Annotated in this window: 10 protein-coding genes; 9 read left to right on the forward strand and 1 reads right to left on the reverse strand. The window is 50.5% G+C overall.

Going from position 1 to position 17729, the window contains the following annotated elements:
- Positions 1-82 precede the first annotated feature (82 nt).
- Genes L6472_RS11930 through L6472_RS11955 form a run of 6 tightly spaced genes read left to right on the forward strand, consistent with a single transcriptional unit; the run spans position 83 to position 10652 of the window.
- On the forward strand, positions 83-3031 hold the full coding sequence (locus L6472_RS11930) for a SusC/RagA family TonB-linked outer membrane protein (protein ID WP_370640916.1): 2949 nt from the start codon (positions 83-85) through the stop codon (positions 3029-3031).
- A 13-nt stretch (positions 3032-3044) separates the two neighbouring features.
- On the forward strand, positions 3045-4646 hold the full coding sequence (locus L6472_RS11935; protein WP_237805374.1) for a RagB/SusD family nutrient uptake outer membrane protein: 1602 nt from the start codon (positions 3045-3047) through the stop codon (positions 4644-4646).
- 49 nt (positions 4647-4695) lie between these two features.
- Positions 4696-5823 carry a SusE domain-containing protein gene (locus L6472_RS11940; RefSeq protein ID WP_237805376.1) on the forward strand — a complete coding sequence of 376 codons (1128 nt, stop codon included), beginning with the start codon at positions 4696-4698 and terminating at the stop codon, positions 5821-5823.
- A 12-nt stretch (positions 5824-5835) separates the two neighbouring features.
- The gene (locus L6472_RS11945; RefSeq protein ID WP_237805378.1) at positions 5836-7065 is read left to right on the forward strand and encodes a glycoside hydrolase family 76 protein; all 1230 of its coding nucleotides are present in this window, start codon (positions 5836-5838) and stop codon (positions 7063-7065) included.
- A gap of 43 nt (positions 7066-7108) precedes the next feature.
- Complete coding sequence (locus tag L6472_RS11950; RefSeq protein ID WP_237805380.1) at positions 7109-9502, forward strand: GH92 family glycosyl hydrolase; 2394 nt, start codon at positions 7109-7111, stop codon at positions 9500-9502.
- A 1-nt stretch (position 9503) separates the two neighbouring features.
- Entirely contained in the window at positions 9504-10652 is a 1149-nt protein-coding gene (locus tag L6472_RS11955; RefSeq protein WP_237805382.1) for a sugar MFS transporter, read from the forward strand.
- Here the strand turns inward: L6472_RS11955 and L6472_RS11960 are convergent, their stop codons facing one another.
- Positions 10653-11003: a response regulator gene (locus L6472_RS11960; protein ID WP_237805384.1), complete on the reverse strand. Its 351-nt coding sequence runs from the start codon at positions 11001-11003 to the stop codon at positions 10653-10655.
- Positions 11004-11152: 149 nt separating this feature from the next.
- Between L6472_RS11960 and L6472_RS11965 the strand changes: the two genes are divergently transcribed.
- From L6472_RS11965 to L6472_RS11975, 3 genes are all read left to right on the forward strand, one after another.
- Complete coding sequence (locus tag L6472_RS11965) at positions 11153-13186, forward strand: alpha-L-arabinofuranosidase C-terminal domain-containing protein (RefSeq protein ID WP_237805385.1); 2034 nt, start codon at positions 11153-11155, stop codon at positions 13184-13186.
- Positions 13187-14520: 1334 nt separating this feature from the next.
- Positions 14521-17193, forward strand: a complete 2673-nt coding sequence (locus L6472_RS11970; protein WP_237805387.1) for an Ig domain-containing protein — start codon at positions 14521-14523, stop codon at positions 17191-17193.
- A gap of 18 nt (positions 17194-17211) precedes the next feature.
- The gene (locus tag L6472_RS11975) at positions 17212-17397 is read left to right on the forward strand and encodes a hypothetical protein (RefSeq protein ID WP_237805390.1); all 186 of its coding nucleotides are present in this window, start codon (positions 17212-17214) and stop codon (positions 17395-17397) included.
- Positions 17398-17729: the final 332 nt, after the last annotated feature.

Below are 17729 nucleotides of genomic sequence, written 5' to 3' on the forward strand. Positions count from 1 at the left end.
AAGGATCAAGCAAACAAAAGAGCAATCATGCAACTTGCTTGTAGGCAAACATCCGTTTGCGTCACAATTATTAGCAGTCGTCATGATTGTAGTCATGAATTTGGTTGGCATGCCAGCATTTTCACAAACAAGAACTGTGACTGGTCATGTTACAGCCGAAGGCGAACCCGTCATCGGTGTCACCGTACTGGTAAAAGGGACCAATACCGGCACTGTCACCGACTTAGACGGCAACTACTCACTGCAAGCCCCATCGGGTGCGACACTCGTATTCTCATACGTGGGCTATGACACAGAGGAAGTACAGGTCAACAACCAGCGTCAGATCAATGTCACCATGAAGTCAGGCATACTTCTTAAGGATGTCGTTGTGGTGGGCTATGGCGTTCAGAAGAAGATCAATCTTACTGGTGCTGTTTCTTCCGTATCTACCGACGACCTCGCTGGCAAGCCCGTATCCAATGTCTTGGAAGCCATGCAGGGTACCGCCGCCGGACTTATCATCCAGCAAGGCTCATCTACACCAGGCAGTGCTCCCTCCATCAACATCCGTGGTCTCAACACCATGAACAACAACGACCCATTGGTTATCATCGATGGCATTGAAGGTTCACTAGCCAACCTCAACCCCAACGACATTGAGCAAATCTCCATTTTGAAGGATGCCTCATCCACCGCCATCTATGGTTCACGCGCATCCAATGGTGTTGTGCTTGTCACCACAAAGAAGGGAAAGGCAGGCCACGTAGAGGTAGCCTACGACTTCCTGATGGGTGTCCAGCAGCCCACCCAACTTGCCGACATTGCCGACTCTTGGAAATATGCCGAGATGTACAACGAGGCAGCCGTCAATTCCAGACGCACCACCAAGTTCACCGCCGAAGACATCGCCAGATTCAGAAGCGAAGGTCCCAATGTCAACTGGATGGACGAACTCTACAAGGAGTCGGCTCCTCAGAGCTCACACAACCTGTCGGTCACTGGTGGCAACGCACAACTTTCCTATCTGGCCTCACTCGGCTATACCGATCAGGAGAGCATGTTCAAAGGTCCCGACTATGGCTATCAGCGCTACAATGCCCGCTTGAATGTCAGCCATAGGTTGAGCAAGAACTTCACCTTGAACCTCACCTCGCAATACGCCCGCAACGATATCAAAGAGCACGCCTACTGGACGGATTGGATCATAGAGCAGGCCAACCGCATGCCACCTATATATAATATAAAGAACGAAGATGGCACCTACACCTACCCTTCAGGCAGTAATTCCAACTCATTACAGCGCTTAGAGCAAGGAGGTTATCGTAAGAATGCCAACGAAGAGCTGTTGGGAACCCTGCAGGCCGAATGGGAAATCATCAAAGGTCTGAAGCTCATTGGCAGTGTTGGCGGACGCGTCTGGAACAACCACATGCACGAGAATCGTAAGGCTTTCGAGGGCACAGGTGATGCTGAGAACAAGCTCACCGAGAACTTCTACCGTTCAAAGAACATCACCACCAACGTGATGAGCACCTACAACACACAGATTGGCAAGCACGCCATTGGCGCCCTGCTGGGCTACACCTACGAAGGTTTCTCCGACCATAGCTTCAACACCGCCCGCATCACCCCCGACAGCAAGTATGACATCTTCGTTGGTAGTCAAAGCGGCAATGATGTCAGCAACAGTGGCGGCGCTGGCGACTGGTCTATCTATTCCGTCTTCGGACGTGCCACCTACAACTACGACGAGAAATATCTCTTCGAGTTCAACATGCGTAACGACTATTCCTCTTATTTTGCCAAGGGCAATCGCTCTGGTATTTTCCCATCATTCTCGGCTGGCTGGCGCCTGTCTGAAGAGAAGTTCTGGGATTATGTTAAGCCCTATATACAGTCCATGAAGGTTCGCGGTTCATGGGGCCTGGTGGGCAACAACCGCATCGGTGCCTACCAGTATATGCAGACCGTTTCGGTCACCAACGGCATCTCGTTCGGCAACAAACTTGCCCAGACTGCCTACTTCGCTTCTGCCAACCCCGACATCAAGTGGGAGACCACCCGCATGCTCAACCTTGGTATCGAGATGGGCATCCTCAACGACAAGCTGAAGCTGACCTTCGACGTCTTCAACAACCATACTAAAGATATCCTTGTCAACCTGCCCGTTCCCGGCCTGTTTGGCAACGGTGCCCCCATCCAGAATGCCGGCGAGGTTGAGACACGTGGCTGGGAACTCTCGTTAGACTATCACTTCGTCACAGGTCCCGTGCAGCACCACATTGCCGGCAACCTCTCTGACAGCTACAACGAGGTTGTCAACACTCATGGTGAGGAGATTATCGGCGGCTACGACGTGAACACGATCATCAAGGAAGGCTATCCCCTCTATTCATATTATGCCTACAAGTCTGACGGCTTCTTCCAGAACGAGGAAGAGTGTGCCAAAGGTCCCCACTTGGAAGGTATCACTCCCAAGCCTGGCGACATCCGCTATGTCGATAAAGACGGCGATGGCATCATCAAGCCCGACGACGACCGCTTCGTAGTAGGCAACAGTTTCCCACGTTACACCTTCGGCTTCACCTATGGCGCCACCTATAAAGGCTTTGATTTCTCTATGATGTGGCAGGGCGTAGGCAAGCGCAACCACTGGATGCGCGGTGAGTCGGTCGAGGCTTTCCACAACAACAACGAGGGTCCAGTGATGAACTTCCATCTGGACCGTTGGACCCCCACCAATCCCAATGCCTCATATCCTCGTCTCACCATGGGTGCTGAGTCGGCCAACAATGCTGCTAAGTCCGACTTCTGGATCCAAGACACCAAGTATCTGCGTCTCAAGAACGTGCAGTTAGGCTACACCTTCTCTGACAAATTACTGAAGCACACCTTCATCAACCACCTCAGAATCTATGCCACCGTTCAGAACCCATTGACCTTCACAAAGATGAAGGGCGGTTGGGATCCCGAATACAACGCCGACGGCAGTGGTCGTGCTTATCCTGTTGCACGTGTTTACTCATTTGGTCTTAATGTTAAATTCTAAAATCCGTAAAGCAATGAAATACTCTATCAGACATATCGTAGTCATGGCCTCCGTAGCCATGGTTAATGCATCGTGTATAGACTTAGACACAGCACCATATGACAGAGAGACAGACCTGACTTTCTGGAAAGACAACAAGAATGCGGCTATCGCCACGCTCAACACTTGCTACACCCAGCTCTCAAGCATGGACGAGCAGTTGTATGCCGAGTGCATGTCAGACAATGCCTATACCAAGCAGCCCAACGACTACACACAAAACATCGGCAACGGTTCCTTCTCGACCGCCGATCGCTATGTAGCCAGCATCTGGGACAGCCGCTATGCCGCCATCCGCAGTTGCAACCAGCTGTTAGACAACATCGACAAGGTGTCATCGCTGACGCCTGAGCAGAAGCAGCGCTACATAGCCGAGGCCAAGACCATCCGAGCCTATCATTTCTACGAGCTCTACACCCGTTTCGGTGCCATTCCCTACCCCGAGCATGTGATCAGCATCGCTGAGAGCCAGACCATGCAACGCACCCCACGCGAGACCGTCGTGTCCAACATTACTGCCGACCTGACCGAGGTCATCGAAAGCAACAGTCTGCCTGCCAGCTATGACGAAGACAACAAAGGTCGCATCACCATGGGTGCTGCCAAGGCCATCCTGGCCAAGGTCTATCTGTTCGAAGGTCAGTGGGACAAGGTTGAACAACTCACTCAGGACATCATCACCTCCAAGACCTATCAGCTGTTTCCCAGCTATGCTGGCCTGTTTGAGGTAGCCAACGAAGGCAATTGCGAGGTCATCCTCGACGTTCAATATGCGCCATCCACTCGCGAGCAGGGCACACAGTACAGCTTTCTGCCACCCACCCTTGGAGGCTACTCACAACTTTCTCCACTACAAGAACTGGTTGACAGCTACCTCATGACCAACGGCAAGGCCATCAATGAGACTAGTTCTGGCTACAATCCCGCCAAGCCCTATGAGAACCGCGACCCCCGTTTGGCTGCCACCGTCATATATACAGGCAACAGCTACAAGATGGCCGATGGCTCTGAGGTTACCATCAACTGTGAGAAAGGCGCCGACAAAGACGGCTATGGATTCAGTTCCGACTGTTCTGCCACTGGTTTCTACGTCAAGAAGTATTGGGACAACCAATACCGCTCATCGGTAGGTACCTCCAGCCTCAACACCATTTTGATTCGCTATGCCGACATCCTTCTGATGAATGCCGAGGCTCACGCAGAGTTAGGCACACTCAACGAGACCGTTTGGAACAACACCATCGGAGCCATCCGCTCCCGTGCAGGTTTCACTGCCGAAGGCATCACCTTCCCAACTGCTTCCAAAGAGGAGCTCATCAATATCGTGCGCCAAGAGCGTCGCTCAGAACTTGCCATGGAGGGACTCCGCTATAAGGACATCATCCGTTGGAAGATTGCCGAGGACGTGCTCAATGGCTGGTGTCACGGTCTTCATACGGGCGACATCGTAGGTGCAGACAACGGATTTATCCGTGTAGAACAGCGCAAGTTCGATGCCAAAAAGCACTACCTGTGGCCCATTCCGCAGAAAGAGAGAGACCTGAACAAAAACTTGGATCAGAATCCTAATTGGTAGTGATTAATTAACAGGAAGTTAAAAAGAAGATTTAAAAACAAAAAAGTCTATGAAAAAGATATTTCTTGCTGGCGCTCTCCTGCTTGCCTTGGTGAGCTGTCAGGAAACCTACGAGCTGAACACCGATTTCGCTGTTCCCACCGAACTCAGTGGACCTTCCGACCTCGTACTCGATGTCACCTCACCCACTCCCGTCGAACTGTCGTGGACGGGTGGTGGTGCTGCCGACGGCGGCATCGTGCTCTATGAAGTGCTTTTCGACAAACAGGGTGGCGACTTCACCAATCCTCTGGCTGTCATGAAGAGCGACCAAGGCGCCCTGCCGACGCTCACACTGACACAGGCAGCCATCAACACCATGGCGCGCAATGCCGGCATCAAGCCCGAGGCCACCGGCACTCTGCTCTGGACGGTCAGGGCCTCTAAGGGTGGCATGGTCAAAAACTGTCAGCAGGTTGGCCGTCTCACCGTGACACGTGGCGAGGGTATCGACAACATCCCCACCCAACTGTACCTCTATGGCTCTGCTGCCGAGACCGAAGGCCAGGCCTTTCGCACCGTTGAAGAAGGTGTTTACCAGATCTTCACTCAACTAAAGGATGGTGTCATCTACTTCAAGTCGGGCACCAACGACGATGCCTTTGCATACTATATCGACGCCACCGGCAAGTTGAAAGAAGGCACCGCCACCACTGCCGCCACAGCCTCTACCGAGGTATCACGCATCACCGTCGATTTCAACACCATGAGCATGCATATTGATGCCATTGGCTCACAGGTGCGCTGCATCTGGGGTGCCACGTTCAACGACATCGCCCTGCTCGACTATATCGGCAACGGCCGTTTCCAGGGCGAAGGCGACATTGTCTTCATCGACCAGTCACGTCCTGCCACCAATCCTCCCAGCTGGCTGGGATGGACCGAAGAGCGCTACTACTTCATAGCCAAGGTCAATGGTGCCGACATGTGTTGGGGACGCCATGACAGCGTCAGTCCCGAACGTCCCGTCGGTGGCGAGGATCCCTCGTTCTACTCGCTCTACGAGTTCAGTTGGAGCCAGTGGGATCACCTCTGGAAGATGGCAGGCAGTCTGGACTACAAGCATGCCACTATCACCATCGAGACCAACAAAGACAACCTGTTCATGCACACATTTACAAACATCACATCCATCTAAACACGCAGCAATATGTTGAGAATCAAAGTCTTGTTAGTGACTTTAACAACCGTATTAATTTCCTGCGGCGGATCAGGCGTGGAGGAGTTCACTCCTCCCGCCAATCCCTCCGCTCCCGAAGAGCCCACCGAGAAGATTGTCTATCACGAGCGAGCCAAAGCCTTGTTCGACCTCATCAACCAGTACTATCAGGTGAAGAACGGTCCTACCCGTGGTCTCTACAATGAGAACTACCCCAAGCAAGCCGGCGACTTGTCGGCATCGTTCCTTTGGCCTTACGATGGTTTAGTTTCGGGTGCAGCCAATCTCTATGCGCTGGGCTACGACTTTGACTACAAGGGCATGGTTGACCGATTCGAACTCTACTGGCGCACCTCTGGCGATGTCAACATCGGTGGCTACGGCTCACAGACCAACGGTGTGAGTGGCAGTGGCACCCGTTTCTACGATGACAACTCAATCGTAGGCATCGACCTGGTGCACGCCTACAAACTGACGGGCGATCAGACCTACCTGGAGCGAGCCAAGCGCATTGTCAGTTTCCTGAAGTCGGGCGAAGACAACATCCATGGCGGCGGACTCTGGTGGAACGAGTCGCAGAAGAACCAAGCTGGCGTTGGCGACTCCAACAAGCCCGCCTGTGCCAATGGCTATGCCACCCTATTCCTATTGGAGTACTACCATGTTTGTGCATCAGAAGAGAAGACAGACGTTCTGGCCTTTGCCAAACGCCTCTATAACTGGCTCTACGCCAACCTGCGCGACCCCGAGGACAACAACTACTGGAACGACAAACAGGTAAATGGCACCATCAATAAGACCAAGTGGACCTACAACACTGGCGTCATGATTTCCAATGGTGTGCGTCTCTACAGAATCACCGGCGACGAGAAGTACCTCGACCATGCCAAGGCTTCTGCCGAGGGCGCCTACAACTATTTCGTGCGGCCTGCCAATGGCATGGCGTTGGCCTACCCTGCCAACGACCCCTGGTTCACCATCAAACTCATCAACGCGTTTGTTGACATCCTGCCTTACTACAAGACTGCCCAGAACTATATCGACACCTTTATCAACTTTACCGACCACGCCTACGAAAAGGCGCGCAACCAGACAGGCTTCTTCTACGAAGACTGGACCGGCGGATCGCCCAAACGCATAGAGAGTCTGCTCATGCAGGCAGCTGCTCTCGACGGTCTGAGCCTCATTGCTCTCTACAAAGGCGAGGTGGCAGGACAATAAAGCTGCGAAAAAGACGATAATAAGTATATATAGTATAGTAATAATGAGAAAGATCAGATTCATCTTTGGCATCCTGTCGTTAGCCTGTCTGACAGGTTGTTCTACACAGCAAAAGTCACAAATCGACACCACGTTGTTAGGCTACGTCAAGCCCAACCTGGGTACCGTCCACAGTCGTTGGTTCTTCTACACCCCTGCCGCCGAGCCCTTTGGCATGGCCAAGCTGAGTGCCTCAACCAATGGCACCTATGGCAACAACCAGGGTTGGGAGGCCATAGGCTATGAGGACGGCCATACCTCCATCGACGGTTTTCCATGCCTGCACGAGTTTCAGGTGGGCGGCATTGCGCTGATGCCCGTCACTGGAACGGTCAAGACCATCCCCGGTAAGATGGAAACACCCGACGAAGGTTTCCGTTCACGCTTCGAAAAGATTGACGAGAGTGCCCATCCCGGCTACTACTCTGTCCTATTGAAAGACTATCAGGTGCGTGTCGAACTGACCGCCACCGCCCGCGTTGGTTTCCAGCGCTACACGTTCCCCGCCTCCGATCAGTCACACATCCTGTTCAACATCGGCAACCGCCAAGGCGAGAGTGGAGCTGTCAAGGACGCCTTTATCCGTCAAGTAGATGACAAGACCATCGAGGGCTATGTCATCACCGAACCCGAGTACGTCAAGAAGTATCAGGCTGGTGCCACCGTGTCGATGTATTTCTATGCTGTGCTTGACAAGGCCCCCGTCTCTGTAGATGTGTTCCATCAGGGAGGTCAGCTGCAGAGCGGCACAGAGATTCACGGTCCTGGTGCCATCATGAGTTTGAACTACGCTACCAAACAGGACGAGCAGGTGAACGTGAAGATTGGCCTCTCTTATACCTCCATTGCCAATGCCAAGCAGAACCTGCAGACTGAGGCCAATCAGCTGACCTTCGATCAGGCACTGGCCGCCACCACCCAAAAATGGCATCAGGCGCTGAACCGCATCAAGGTGACGGGCGGCACGGAAGATAACAAGGTTAAGTTCTACACAGGCCTATACCATGTGCTGCTGGGACGCGGTCTGGCCAACGACGTCAATGGTTCCTATCCCAAGAACGATGGCACCGTGGGCACGCTTCCCAAAGACAGAAACGGCAAGCCCGCTTACAATTTTTATAATACCGATGCCATCTGGGGTGGCTATTGGAACCTCACCCCTCTATGGGCGATGGTGTTCCCCGAGTACTACAACGACTGGGTGAACAGCCAGTTGCGCATCTATCAGGATGCCGGTTGGCTGGGCGATGGCGTCGCCAACAGCAAGTACGTCTCGGGCGTAGGCACCAACATGACCAGTATTGCCATTGCCGGTGCCTACAATAGTGGCATCCGCAACTTCGACATTGCCACCGCCTATGAGGCAGCTTTGAAGAACGAACTTGGTGCCGACCACCGCATTGAGGGTGCAGGCAAGATGGACGTAGGTCAGTTTGTGGCCAAGGGCTATGTGCCCTTCGACGACAGCGTCTTCTACGGCACCCACGCAGGCGGTTCACAGTTCTCGGTGTCTCACACCCTGGAGTACAGTTTCAGTGCCTATGCCGTGGCACAGTTGGCCAAGGCTTTAGGCAAAGAAGCCGACTATCAGAAGCTGATGGCACTGTCTAATGGATGGGCCAAGGTGTTCGACGACACGCTGAAGATGGTTCGTCCACGGGTGGCCAATGGCGACTTCATCGACCACTTCAATCCCCTGGAGTCATGGCGCGGTTTCCAAGAGGGCAACGCCTTCCAATACACCTTCTTTGTTCCTCAGAACCCCGAAGGACTGGTGGCTCGTGTGGGTCAAGAGACATTCAACCACCGGCTTGACTCCATTTTCACCGTGGCACGCCAGACCGTCTTTGGTGGCGGCAAGGTGACCAATGCCTTTTCTGGTGTGTCCAGTCCCTACAACCACGGCAATCAACCCAGCCTTCACATACCCTGGCTGTTCAACTTCTCGGGCAAGCCCTACCTCACCCAGAAGTGGACGCGTCTCATCTGTGAAGAGTTCTACGGCACCACTGGCGAGCATGGCTACGGCTATGGTCAGGATGAAGATCAAGGACAGCTGGGAGCTTGGTTCGTGATGTCGTCTATGGGACTGTTCGACGTGCAGGGCGGTGCCTGCCAGCATCCCACCTATCAGTTGGGCAGCCCGCTGTTCGACCGCATCGAGATACAGCTCAGCGACCGTTATGCCTCGGGCAAGACCTTCGTCATCGAAACCGAGGGCAACGGCAGCGATGCCTACTATGTGCAGTCGGCCCAACTGAACGGCAAGCCCCTCGACCAGTGCTGGCTGTTCCGCGACGTACTCTACAAGGGCGGCACCCTGAAGCTCAAGATGGGAGCCAAGCCCAACCAAGCCTGGGGCACCACCATTCCTGTTCCCTGTCCTCAATTAAAATAACATGAAAAAATCCCTTCCCATATTATTTGCCTTCTTTGTGATGGGCTTCTGCGACATAGTCGGCATCTCGTCCGACTATGTGCAGCGCAGCTTCGGGTGGTCGCCCGTCATGACGGGCTTTGTGCCCTCGCTGGTCTTCATCTGGTTTCTGTTTCTCGGCATCCCCGTGGGCAACCAGATGAACAAGTGGGGCCGCAAGAACACCGTACTGCTCAGCATGGGCATCACCTTGGTGGGCATGCTGCTGCCACTGCTGACCTACAACAGCGCCACTTGCATGCTGGCCTATGCACTGCTGGGCATCGGCAATGCCATCCTTCAGGTGTCACTGAATCCATTATTAAACAACGTCGTGAGTGATAGCAGGCTCCTGACCAGCAGTCTGACTGCTGGTCAGGTCATCAAGGCCATCTCATCGCTGGCAGGTCCTGAGATTGTATTGTTGGCTGTCGCTTTTGGTGGCGAGGAGCGGTGGTATTACTGTTTCCCCATTCTGGGACTCATCACCCTCTTGTCGGCTCTGTGGCTGATGCTCACCCCCATTCAGCGCGAGACGCCAAGCACCGGGCAGCAGGTCTCACTGTCCAGTTCGTTTGCACTACTGAAAGACAAGACCATCCTCTTGCTGTTCCTTGGCATATTCTTTATTGTCGGTGTTGATGTTGCCACCAATTTCATCAGTTCCAAATTGATGGCCATGCGCTTCGGGTGGACCGAAAGCCAAGTGAAGTTTGCACCGCAGACCTACTTTCTCTGTCGCACCATAGGCGCCTTTATGGGCGTGTTCGCCCTGGCACGCATATCCAGCATTCGCTATTTCAGGGTCAACATCCTGTGTTGCATAGCCTCACTGTTGATCATGACCGCCTGGCACGATGCGACGGTCAACATGGTGTGCATCGGTGCGGTAGGCTTCTTCGCCTCTTCCGTCTTTTCGATCATTTACGCCATGGCGCTACAGGCCAAGCCCGATAAGGCCAACCAGATTTCAGGTCTTATGATCACAGCTGTAGCAGGCGGTGGTGTCGTCACCCCCGCCATAGGCTTTGCAATAAGTTCTGTAGGAATCGTAGGTGGTATCATGGTCACGCTGTGTTGCGTGCTCTATCTCACCTACTGTGCTTTCTTTGTTAAAAGCACTTCATCTTGATTAAATAAACTTAGCGATCGCATCCAGACATTTTCTGCTGTTGACAGGCTTCGTCAGGAAATCATTGCTTCCCGCCTCAAGGGCCAACTGCTTATCTGTTTCGAAAGCATTTGCCGTCAGTGCAATGATAGGAAGTTCTGGGTGCGATTCCCTAATTTTCTTAGTAGCCTCCAAACCATCCATCACGGGCATTTTGATGTCCATCAGCACCAAGTCAATGCCACCGGCATTCACTCTATCTACGGCCTCCAATCCGTTGGTTGCACGTATCACCTGATAGTCTCTTTTCAGGATGTAAGTCATCAGGAGGTAGTTACTGTCGTTATCTTCAGCTACAAGTATTGTTTTCATATTCGTTAGCATGTTCGTTAAAGTGTTACAAAAGTAGTCATTTTTTCGTAAATGATTTGTTTCTTTGTCTTTTTTTAACTAATTTTGCACGATAAAGGTCCTAAAAGGATTGAAAGAAAGTAGAACTATACATACAACTAACTATTTATATGAAACTAAAACTGATCTCCTGCACCATGCTGTTTGCTGCATCGCTGGCTGTTCATGCCGGTCATGTGATGGACGTAAACACCAAGAAGATAGGTGCTCCCGTGTCGCCAACCATGTATGGCATTTTCTTTGAAGACATCAATTTTGCTGCCGATGGCGGTCTGTATGGCGAGCTGGTTAAGAACCGTTCGTTCGAATTTCCACAGTCGTTCATGGGGTGGCATGTGTTTGGCAACGTGGCTCTGAAGGACGATGGTCCCTTTGAGCGTTGTCCTCACTATGTCGTGCTCTCAGACCCTGGCCATCGCGAGCGCCGCACTGGTCTGCAGAACGAGGGCTTCTTTGGCATCGGCGTGGAGAAAGACAAGCAATACCGCTTCAGCGTGTGGGCCAAGGCGCCCAAGGGCAAGTCGCAGATTCGCGTGCAACTGATTGATCAGAACACCATGGAGGAGCGCCAGCAGTTTGTAGAGCAGAAACTTGACATCACCTCTGCCGACTGGCAGAAATACGAGATCGTCTTAAAGTCAACCCGCACCAATGCCAAGGCGCAGCTACGCATCTTCCTCAGCAATGACAACCCCGTCGCTTTGGAGCACATCTCACTGTTCCCCGTAGATACCTATAAAGGACGTGTCAACGGCATGCGTCGCGACTTGGCCGAGGCGCTCCAGGACATGCACCCCGGTGTGTTCCGCTTCCCCGGCGGATGCATCGTTGAGGGCACCACACTTGACACCCGCTACCAATGGAAGAACACCATTGGCCCTGTAGAGAACCGTCCGCTGAACCGCAACCGCTGGGAGGACACCTTCGACTATCGCTATTTTGCCGACTACTACCAGAGCTACGGCCTGGGCTTCTTCGAGTTCTTCCAGCTCTGCGAAGACATCGGTGCCGAGCCACTGCCCGTGCTCAGCGTTGGTCTGGCATGTCAGTTTCAGAACAAGCTCGATGCTCATGCGCAGATGGACGAGCTGCAGCCGTTCATCGACGACTGTCTGGACCTGATCGAGTTTGCCAATGGCGACCCTGCCACCTCTAAGTGGGCCAAGATCCGTGCCGAGATGGGCCACCCTGCCCCCTTCAACATGAAGTATATTGGTGTGGGCAACGAGCAGTGGGACACACCTTACTTTGAGCGTCTGAAACCTTTCGTGACAGCCATCCGTGCCAAATACCCCAACATCAAGATTATAGGTACCAGCGGTCCCGACTCTGAGGGCAAGATGTTTGAGAAAGGATGGGAGGCCATGAAGGCACAGAAGGCCGACCTGGTCGATGAGCACTTCTATCGTCCCGAGGCGTGGTTCCTTGCCACTCCCGAGGCCAAGAAGAAATATGGCAACTGTGGTGCCATGCGCTACGACAGCTACGACCGCAAGGGTCCCAAGGTGTTTGCCGGCGAGTATGCCTGTCACGGCAAGGGCAAGAAGTGGAACCACTACGAGACATCACTCTACGAGGCTGCCTTCATGACGGGCATTGAGCGCAATGCCGACATCGTTGAAATGGCTACCTACGCTCCTCTCTTCGCCCATGTTGACGGTTGGCAGTGGCGCCCCGACATGATCTGGTACGACAACCTGCGTTTGTTCAAGTCTGTGAGCTACTACGTGCAGCAGATGTATGCCATGAATAAAGGCACCAACGTATTGAAACTGACGATGAAGGATCCCGCCGACGCCAAGGGCAAGAAGTCACAACCCGTGGCAGGACTTGATGGTCAGGATGGATTGTTTGCCTCGTCGGTCTTCGACAAGACCACTGGCGAGATCATCGTGAAGGTGGTCAACACCAACAAACAGGCGCAGGACATCACGCTCAACCTGCAGGGCATGACGGGTGCCCCTGTAGCCACCACGCTGACACTGAACCATAACGGTTCGATGGACGACGAGAACACGCTGGATACCCCCACCAAGATCACGCCTGTGGCAGGCAGTGTGAAGTGCGAAGCAGCCAAGAAGGCTGTTGTGCTGAACGATCAGTTGCCAGCCATGTCGTTCCGTCTCTATCGCATCAAGAAGTAACTCGTCATTCCTTTGAGCTATATGAAGCCAAGGTAATCCGAGGCTCCCTCGACACTTTTACGTGCTGAATGTGCCGCTTTTGCATGTCAAGAGCGGCACTTTTGTATCTTTTGACTTAAGTCGGAAGTTAGCAAAGTAGCTGTATTAGTGTTGCAATTGCGTAGGTTTCGCGATGCTCCCAGAGTCTTGAATTGGCATTTCCAGAGTCTGAAGAGGGCCGTTTTTAACGTCTAAAAGCACGTGTTCTAATGTCCAGAAGAGGCGTTTCTAAAGTCTAAAACCGAAGCTATCATTTCTGGTCTAGCCCCTGGATGCTCTACATCCAGCCCTTAGAACAACCGCATCCAGGGGCTAAAACGACCCGTTCCAGGGGCTGGATGCGCCACATCTAGGGGCTGGACGGACATCAAAAGTAAAGCTATTACAACGCAAAAGCGAAACTATAACAAGACGAAAGCAGCACTATAACGCAACTTTCTGAGACCTTTTGTGTTTTCAGTTTTTGTGTTTATTGAACAAAAACCGACCAAGAACAACGCCACCACAACCCTCCCGAGGGAGGGCCGAGGTGGGGTTCTTTTTTCATTTTCTTCTTCAATTATTTGCAGAATAAATATTTATTGTATATCTTTGCAACGTTGACGGTGTAATTATAAATGCCACACAACAACAAGTTGTAGAGTTGTCCCACATTTGTTGCGAAACAGACGTCTGCACCTACTCTCAACTAAATTGCCATAGACTAACTAATTATTATATATATGAAAAAGACATTTTTACTAAAAACTATGCTCCTGCTATGCGCCTTCATAGTAGGGGGCTTGAGTAGTGTGGCGGATACTTATGAGCAATTGACTTCAATCGCCAACATTGATGAATCCGCTGAATATGTTTTGGGAGTTGATGGAACGGGATTCCATTATGAAGGTACATCTTCTTGGGGTAAGACAGCGTTACCTTCTGCACAAACGCCAATCTATTATACCTTGAAGAAAGCTAATGATGGTAATTCATTCACCGCTGAAGCTACAATCGGAAGTACAAAATATTATTTGCAAGTTCCTACTTCTAATACCTTTAGTATGGCAACATCTACAGGAACAAATACAGATCTTATTATTGGTACTACGTACGTTTCTGGGACAAATTATGCAGTTGCTAATAAAACGACAGCAACACGCCATCTTCGAATAAACGGAACAAGTGGACTGCGTTCTTATGCCAGTTCAACCGGTACCATTGCTTTTTTCTATAAAGTTGTAAAAGGGGTTAGTTTTACTCTTACTGGCGAGTCGAATAATACATCTTTAGGTACTGTTTCGGTCGAGAATAACGTGATTACTGCAACTCCAGCTGCTGGATGCCGTATAAGTACAGTAACACCTTATGAGGTGATTGCTGGTTCAGCAACAGTATCACAGTCACAGTCTGGTAATATATTTACTGTCACGGCAACAGAGAATTGTACAGTTCGAATTAACTTCGAGGAAATCCCAACGTATACAGTTACAATCATAGCTCCTACTGGTGGAACTCTTGTTGTTAAGAATGGAGATGATGTGGTTACTTCTGGGGATAAATTTATTGCAGGTACTGTTCTTTCCGTTACTGCTACTCCCTCTGATGACTATAATTTTGTGAATTGGAAAGCTGTAGATGCTTCAACTCATACTTATACAGCTGCCACTTCTTATACAATGACGGAACATGATGTTACGTTAAGTGCAACATTTGCTGCTAAAGTATATCATAATGCAATTTTCAAAAAGAATGGTGGCGAGACACATGCTACTGTTTCTACAGAAGAAGGTAAGGCTATTGTATTTCCTGCTACGAATCCTGCAGCTGTTGATGGAAAAGTGTTCGTTGGTTGGGTAGCTGCTACTATTACCGGCACTACAGATGAAGCACCTACATTTGTTACCTCTGCAACAATGGGTGATGAAGATGTTACCTATTATGCCTGTTACGCTGATGTAACTCCAGGTAGTTCAACAACAAAGACGGACGAGCTGACTAAAACAACTACTGGAGTTACAGGAACATCATATTCTGGCTGGTCAGGTAAAACTATTGTTTCAGGTGCTGTCTATGCAGGAAACAGTGCAGCAGGTAATAATGCGATACAGTTGCGTTCGAAAGAAAATAGTGGTATAGTTTCTACTGCATCTGGTGGACAGGCCAAAAAGGTAACTGTTGTTTGGAATAGTAATACTGCAACAGGTAGAACATTGGATGTATACGGTAAGAATACAGCATATTCTAGTGCCTCTAATCTTTATTCTTCAGAATCTGCTACTTTGGGAACAAAAATTGGTAGTATTGTATATGAGACAAGTACAGAATTGAATATAGTGGGAGATTATACATATATCGGAATTCGTTCTAATGACGGTGCTATGTATCTTGATGAGATAGATGTTGATTGGGTGACAGGTACTCCTGATACTTATTCTGGCTATTGCACCACTGTCGCAGCCGACACTCGCGAGGCAGTTAATATCACTTCTTTCACAGCAACTGAAACAACTCTGATTAAGGGCAACACGACAAATACAACCGTTGCCAACGACCAGGCTGGCTGGACTGCTGCTTATACCTATGCTTCTGATAATACCGATGTTGCTACCGTAGCTGCTGATGGAGTGATTACTGCTGTTGGTAAGGGTACTGTTAACATCACTGCTACATTGAATGTGGATAAGGACGATGCTAACTACAAGAAAGGCGAGACCTTCAGTAAGAGCATTGAGATTACTGTGAACAATCCTTCTCATACAGTAGCTTTCTATGATAATGGTACAAAGATTAGTGAAGAAAGTGTAGAGGAAGAGACTGCTATAGTATTCCCAACTAATCCTACTCCTGCTGTAGGCGGATTTATGTTTGAGGGATGGGCATCTGCTGCTATTGATGGTACTGCTGTCGATAAGCCTGCAACAGTAACTGAGGCTAACATGGGTGATGCAGACATTAATTACTATGCTGTTTATAGTGATGTACTGAAGAAACATGTCTCTGCAACATTCGATGCTTCTGATATTTCTAACCTTACTTCTACAGGAACAAGAACTTGGCAGGATAATGATACAGAAATTGAATTAGAAATTTCTGCTGGTAAGCATTATACTAGTAAAACACCAAATACATGGACTGTAACAGATGGCACATCCAATTATTTCGAAATTTCAACCACTGGTGTTTTGACAAGTGTTGTTGCTACATTATCTGAGTCTACTTATATGATTAACTCTGTATCTGTTGGAACGCTTGCTACTGATGGCACAACTCAGACCATCACAGGCCTCAACAATGTATCTTCTATTAGGTGTTATGCTACAGAAAACGACCAGATTCGTGCAACGAGAATCGTCGTAAAGGCGATTCTCGACGAGACAAAGGGCTATGTTACAACCCTTCCCACGAACACATCCATTGCCATCTCTGATGCTGGTTGGGCAACCTATTGCAGCAATCATCCTCTTGACTTCACCGACGTCACATCGCTGACGGCATACACTGCTACGGTGGAAGGCAACACCGTGAAATTCACGAAGGTGACGGGCAAGGTGCCTGCCAACACCGGACTGCTGGTAAGCGGCGAGACGGCTAGCGTGCCTGTCTGCGCCAGCGCCGAGCCCGTGGCAAATATCATGGAGGGCGTTACCACCGAGACCGTGAAGGACGCTAACACTATCTTCGTACTGAAGACGGGTGACAGAGGACTGGGCTTCTATAAGAACACTAACGACTTCACCGTCCGTGCTAACTCGGCATACATTCCCGCAACAAGCATCCCAAGCGGTACTAATGCTCGTGGCTTTATCTCGTTGGACGACGAGGCTACTGGCATCAAGAACCTCACCCCAGCCCTCTCCGAAGGCGAGGGAGCTATTTATACGCTCGATGGGTGTAAGGTAGCCATTGCTCCGCTCGGTATGGGCAAGAATGTACAGCTGAAGAAGGGCGTGTATGTTGTAAATGGGAAAAAAGTAATCATTAAATAATCTTGGGAGACATTCATTATGAAAAAGACTTATATGACGCCATCAATGGCCATCACTAAGATAGCAACTCAGCATCTGCTGACTGGTTCGCTGCTCAACACCAATGAGGCATCGCCCACACAGGATGACTTCACGCAAACAACCGATGACACAGGAAACAACCTCTCTCGTCGCTACGACGTGTGGGAAGAGAAGGAAGAGTAACGGGACCCCCTCCTAACCTCCCCGAGGGGAGGAAAAGAGAGCGTTGAAACAGGACGTGCCGCCATTCATAGCGAATGGTGGCACGTTTTGTTTCTGTTCATAAATTAGTCCACTTCCTGCCATTGTATTTTAACAAGAAGGAATAGATAAAGAGCAAGGAGGATAAATAATATGGAGAAAAAAAATGGAAAGAATATAATGTTTCTTAATTTTTTTTATTATCTTTGTAACCAAACTATATACACATAATTAAATATAATGCAACTTTTGTATATGCCAGCAGTAGTGACTAACGTCATCATAATGGCAGGTTGCATGGAATGCGAATGTCC

This window comes from Prevotella sp. E13-17 (genome assembly GCF_022024035.1).
GTDB lineage: Bacteria > Bacteroidota > Bacteroidia > Bacteroidales > Bacteroidaceae > Prevotella.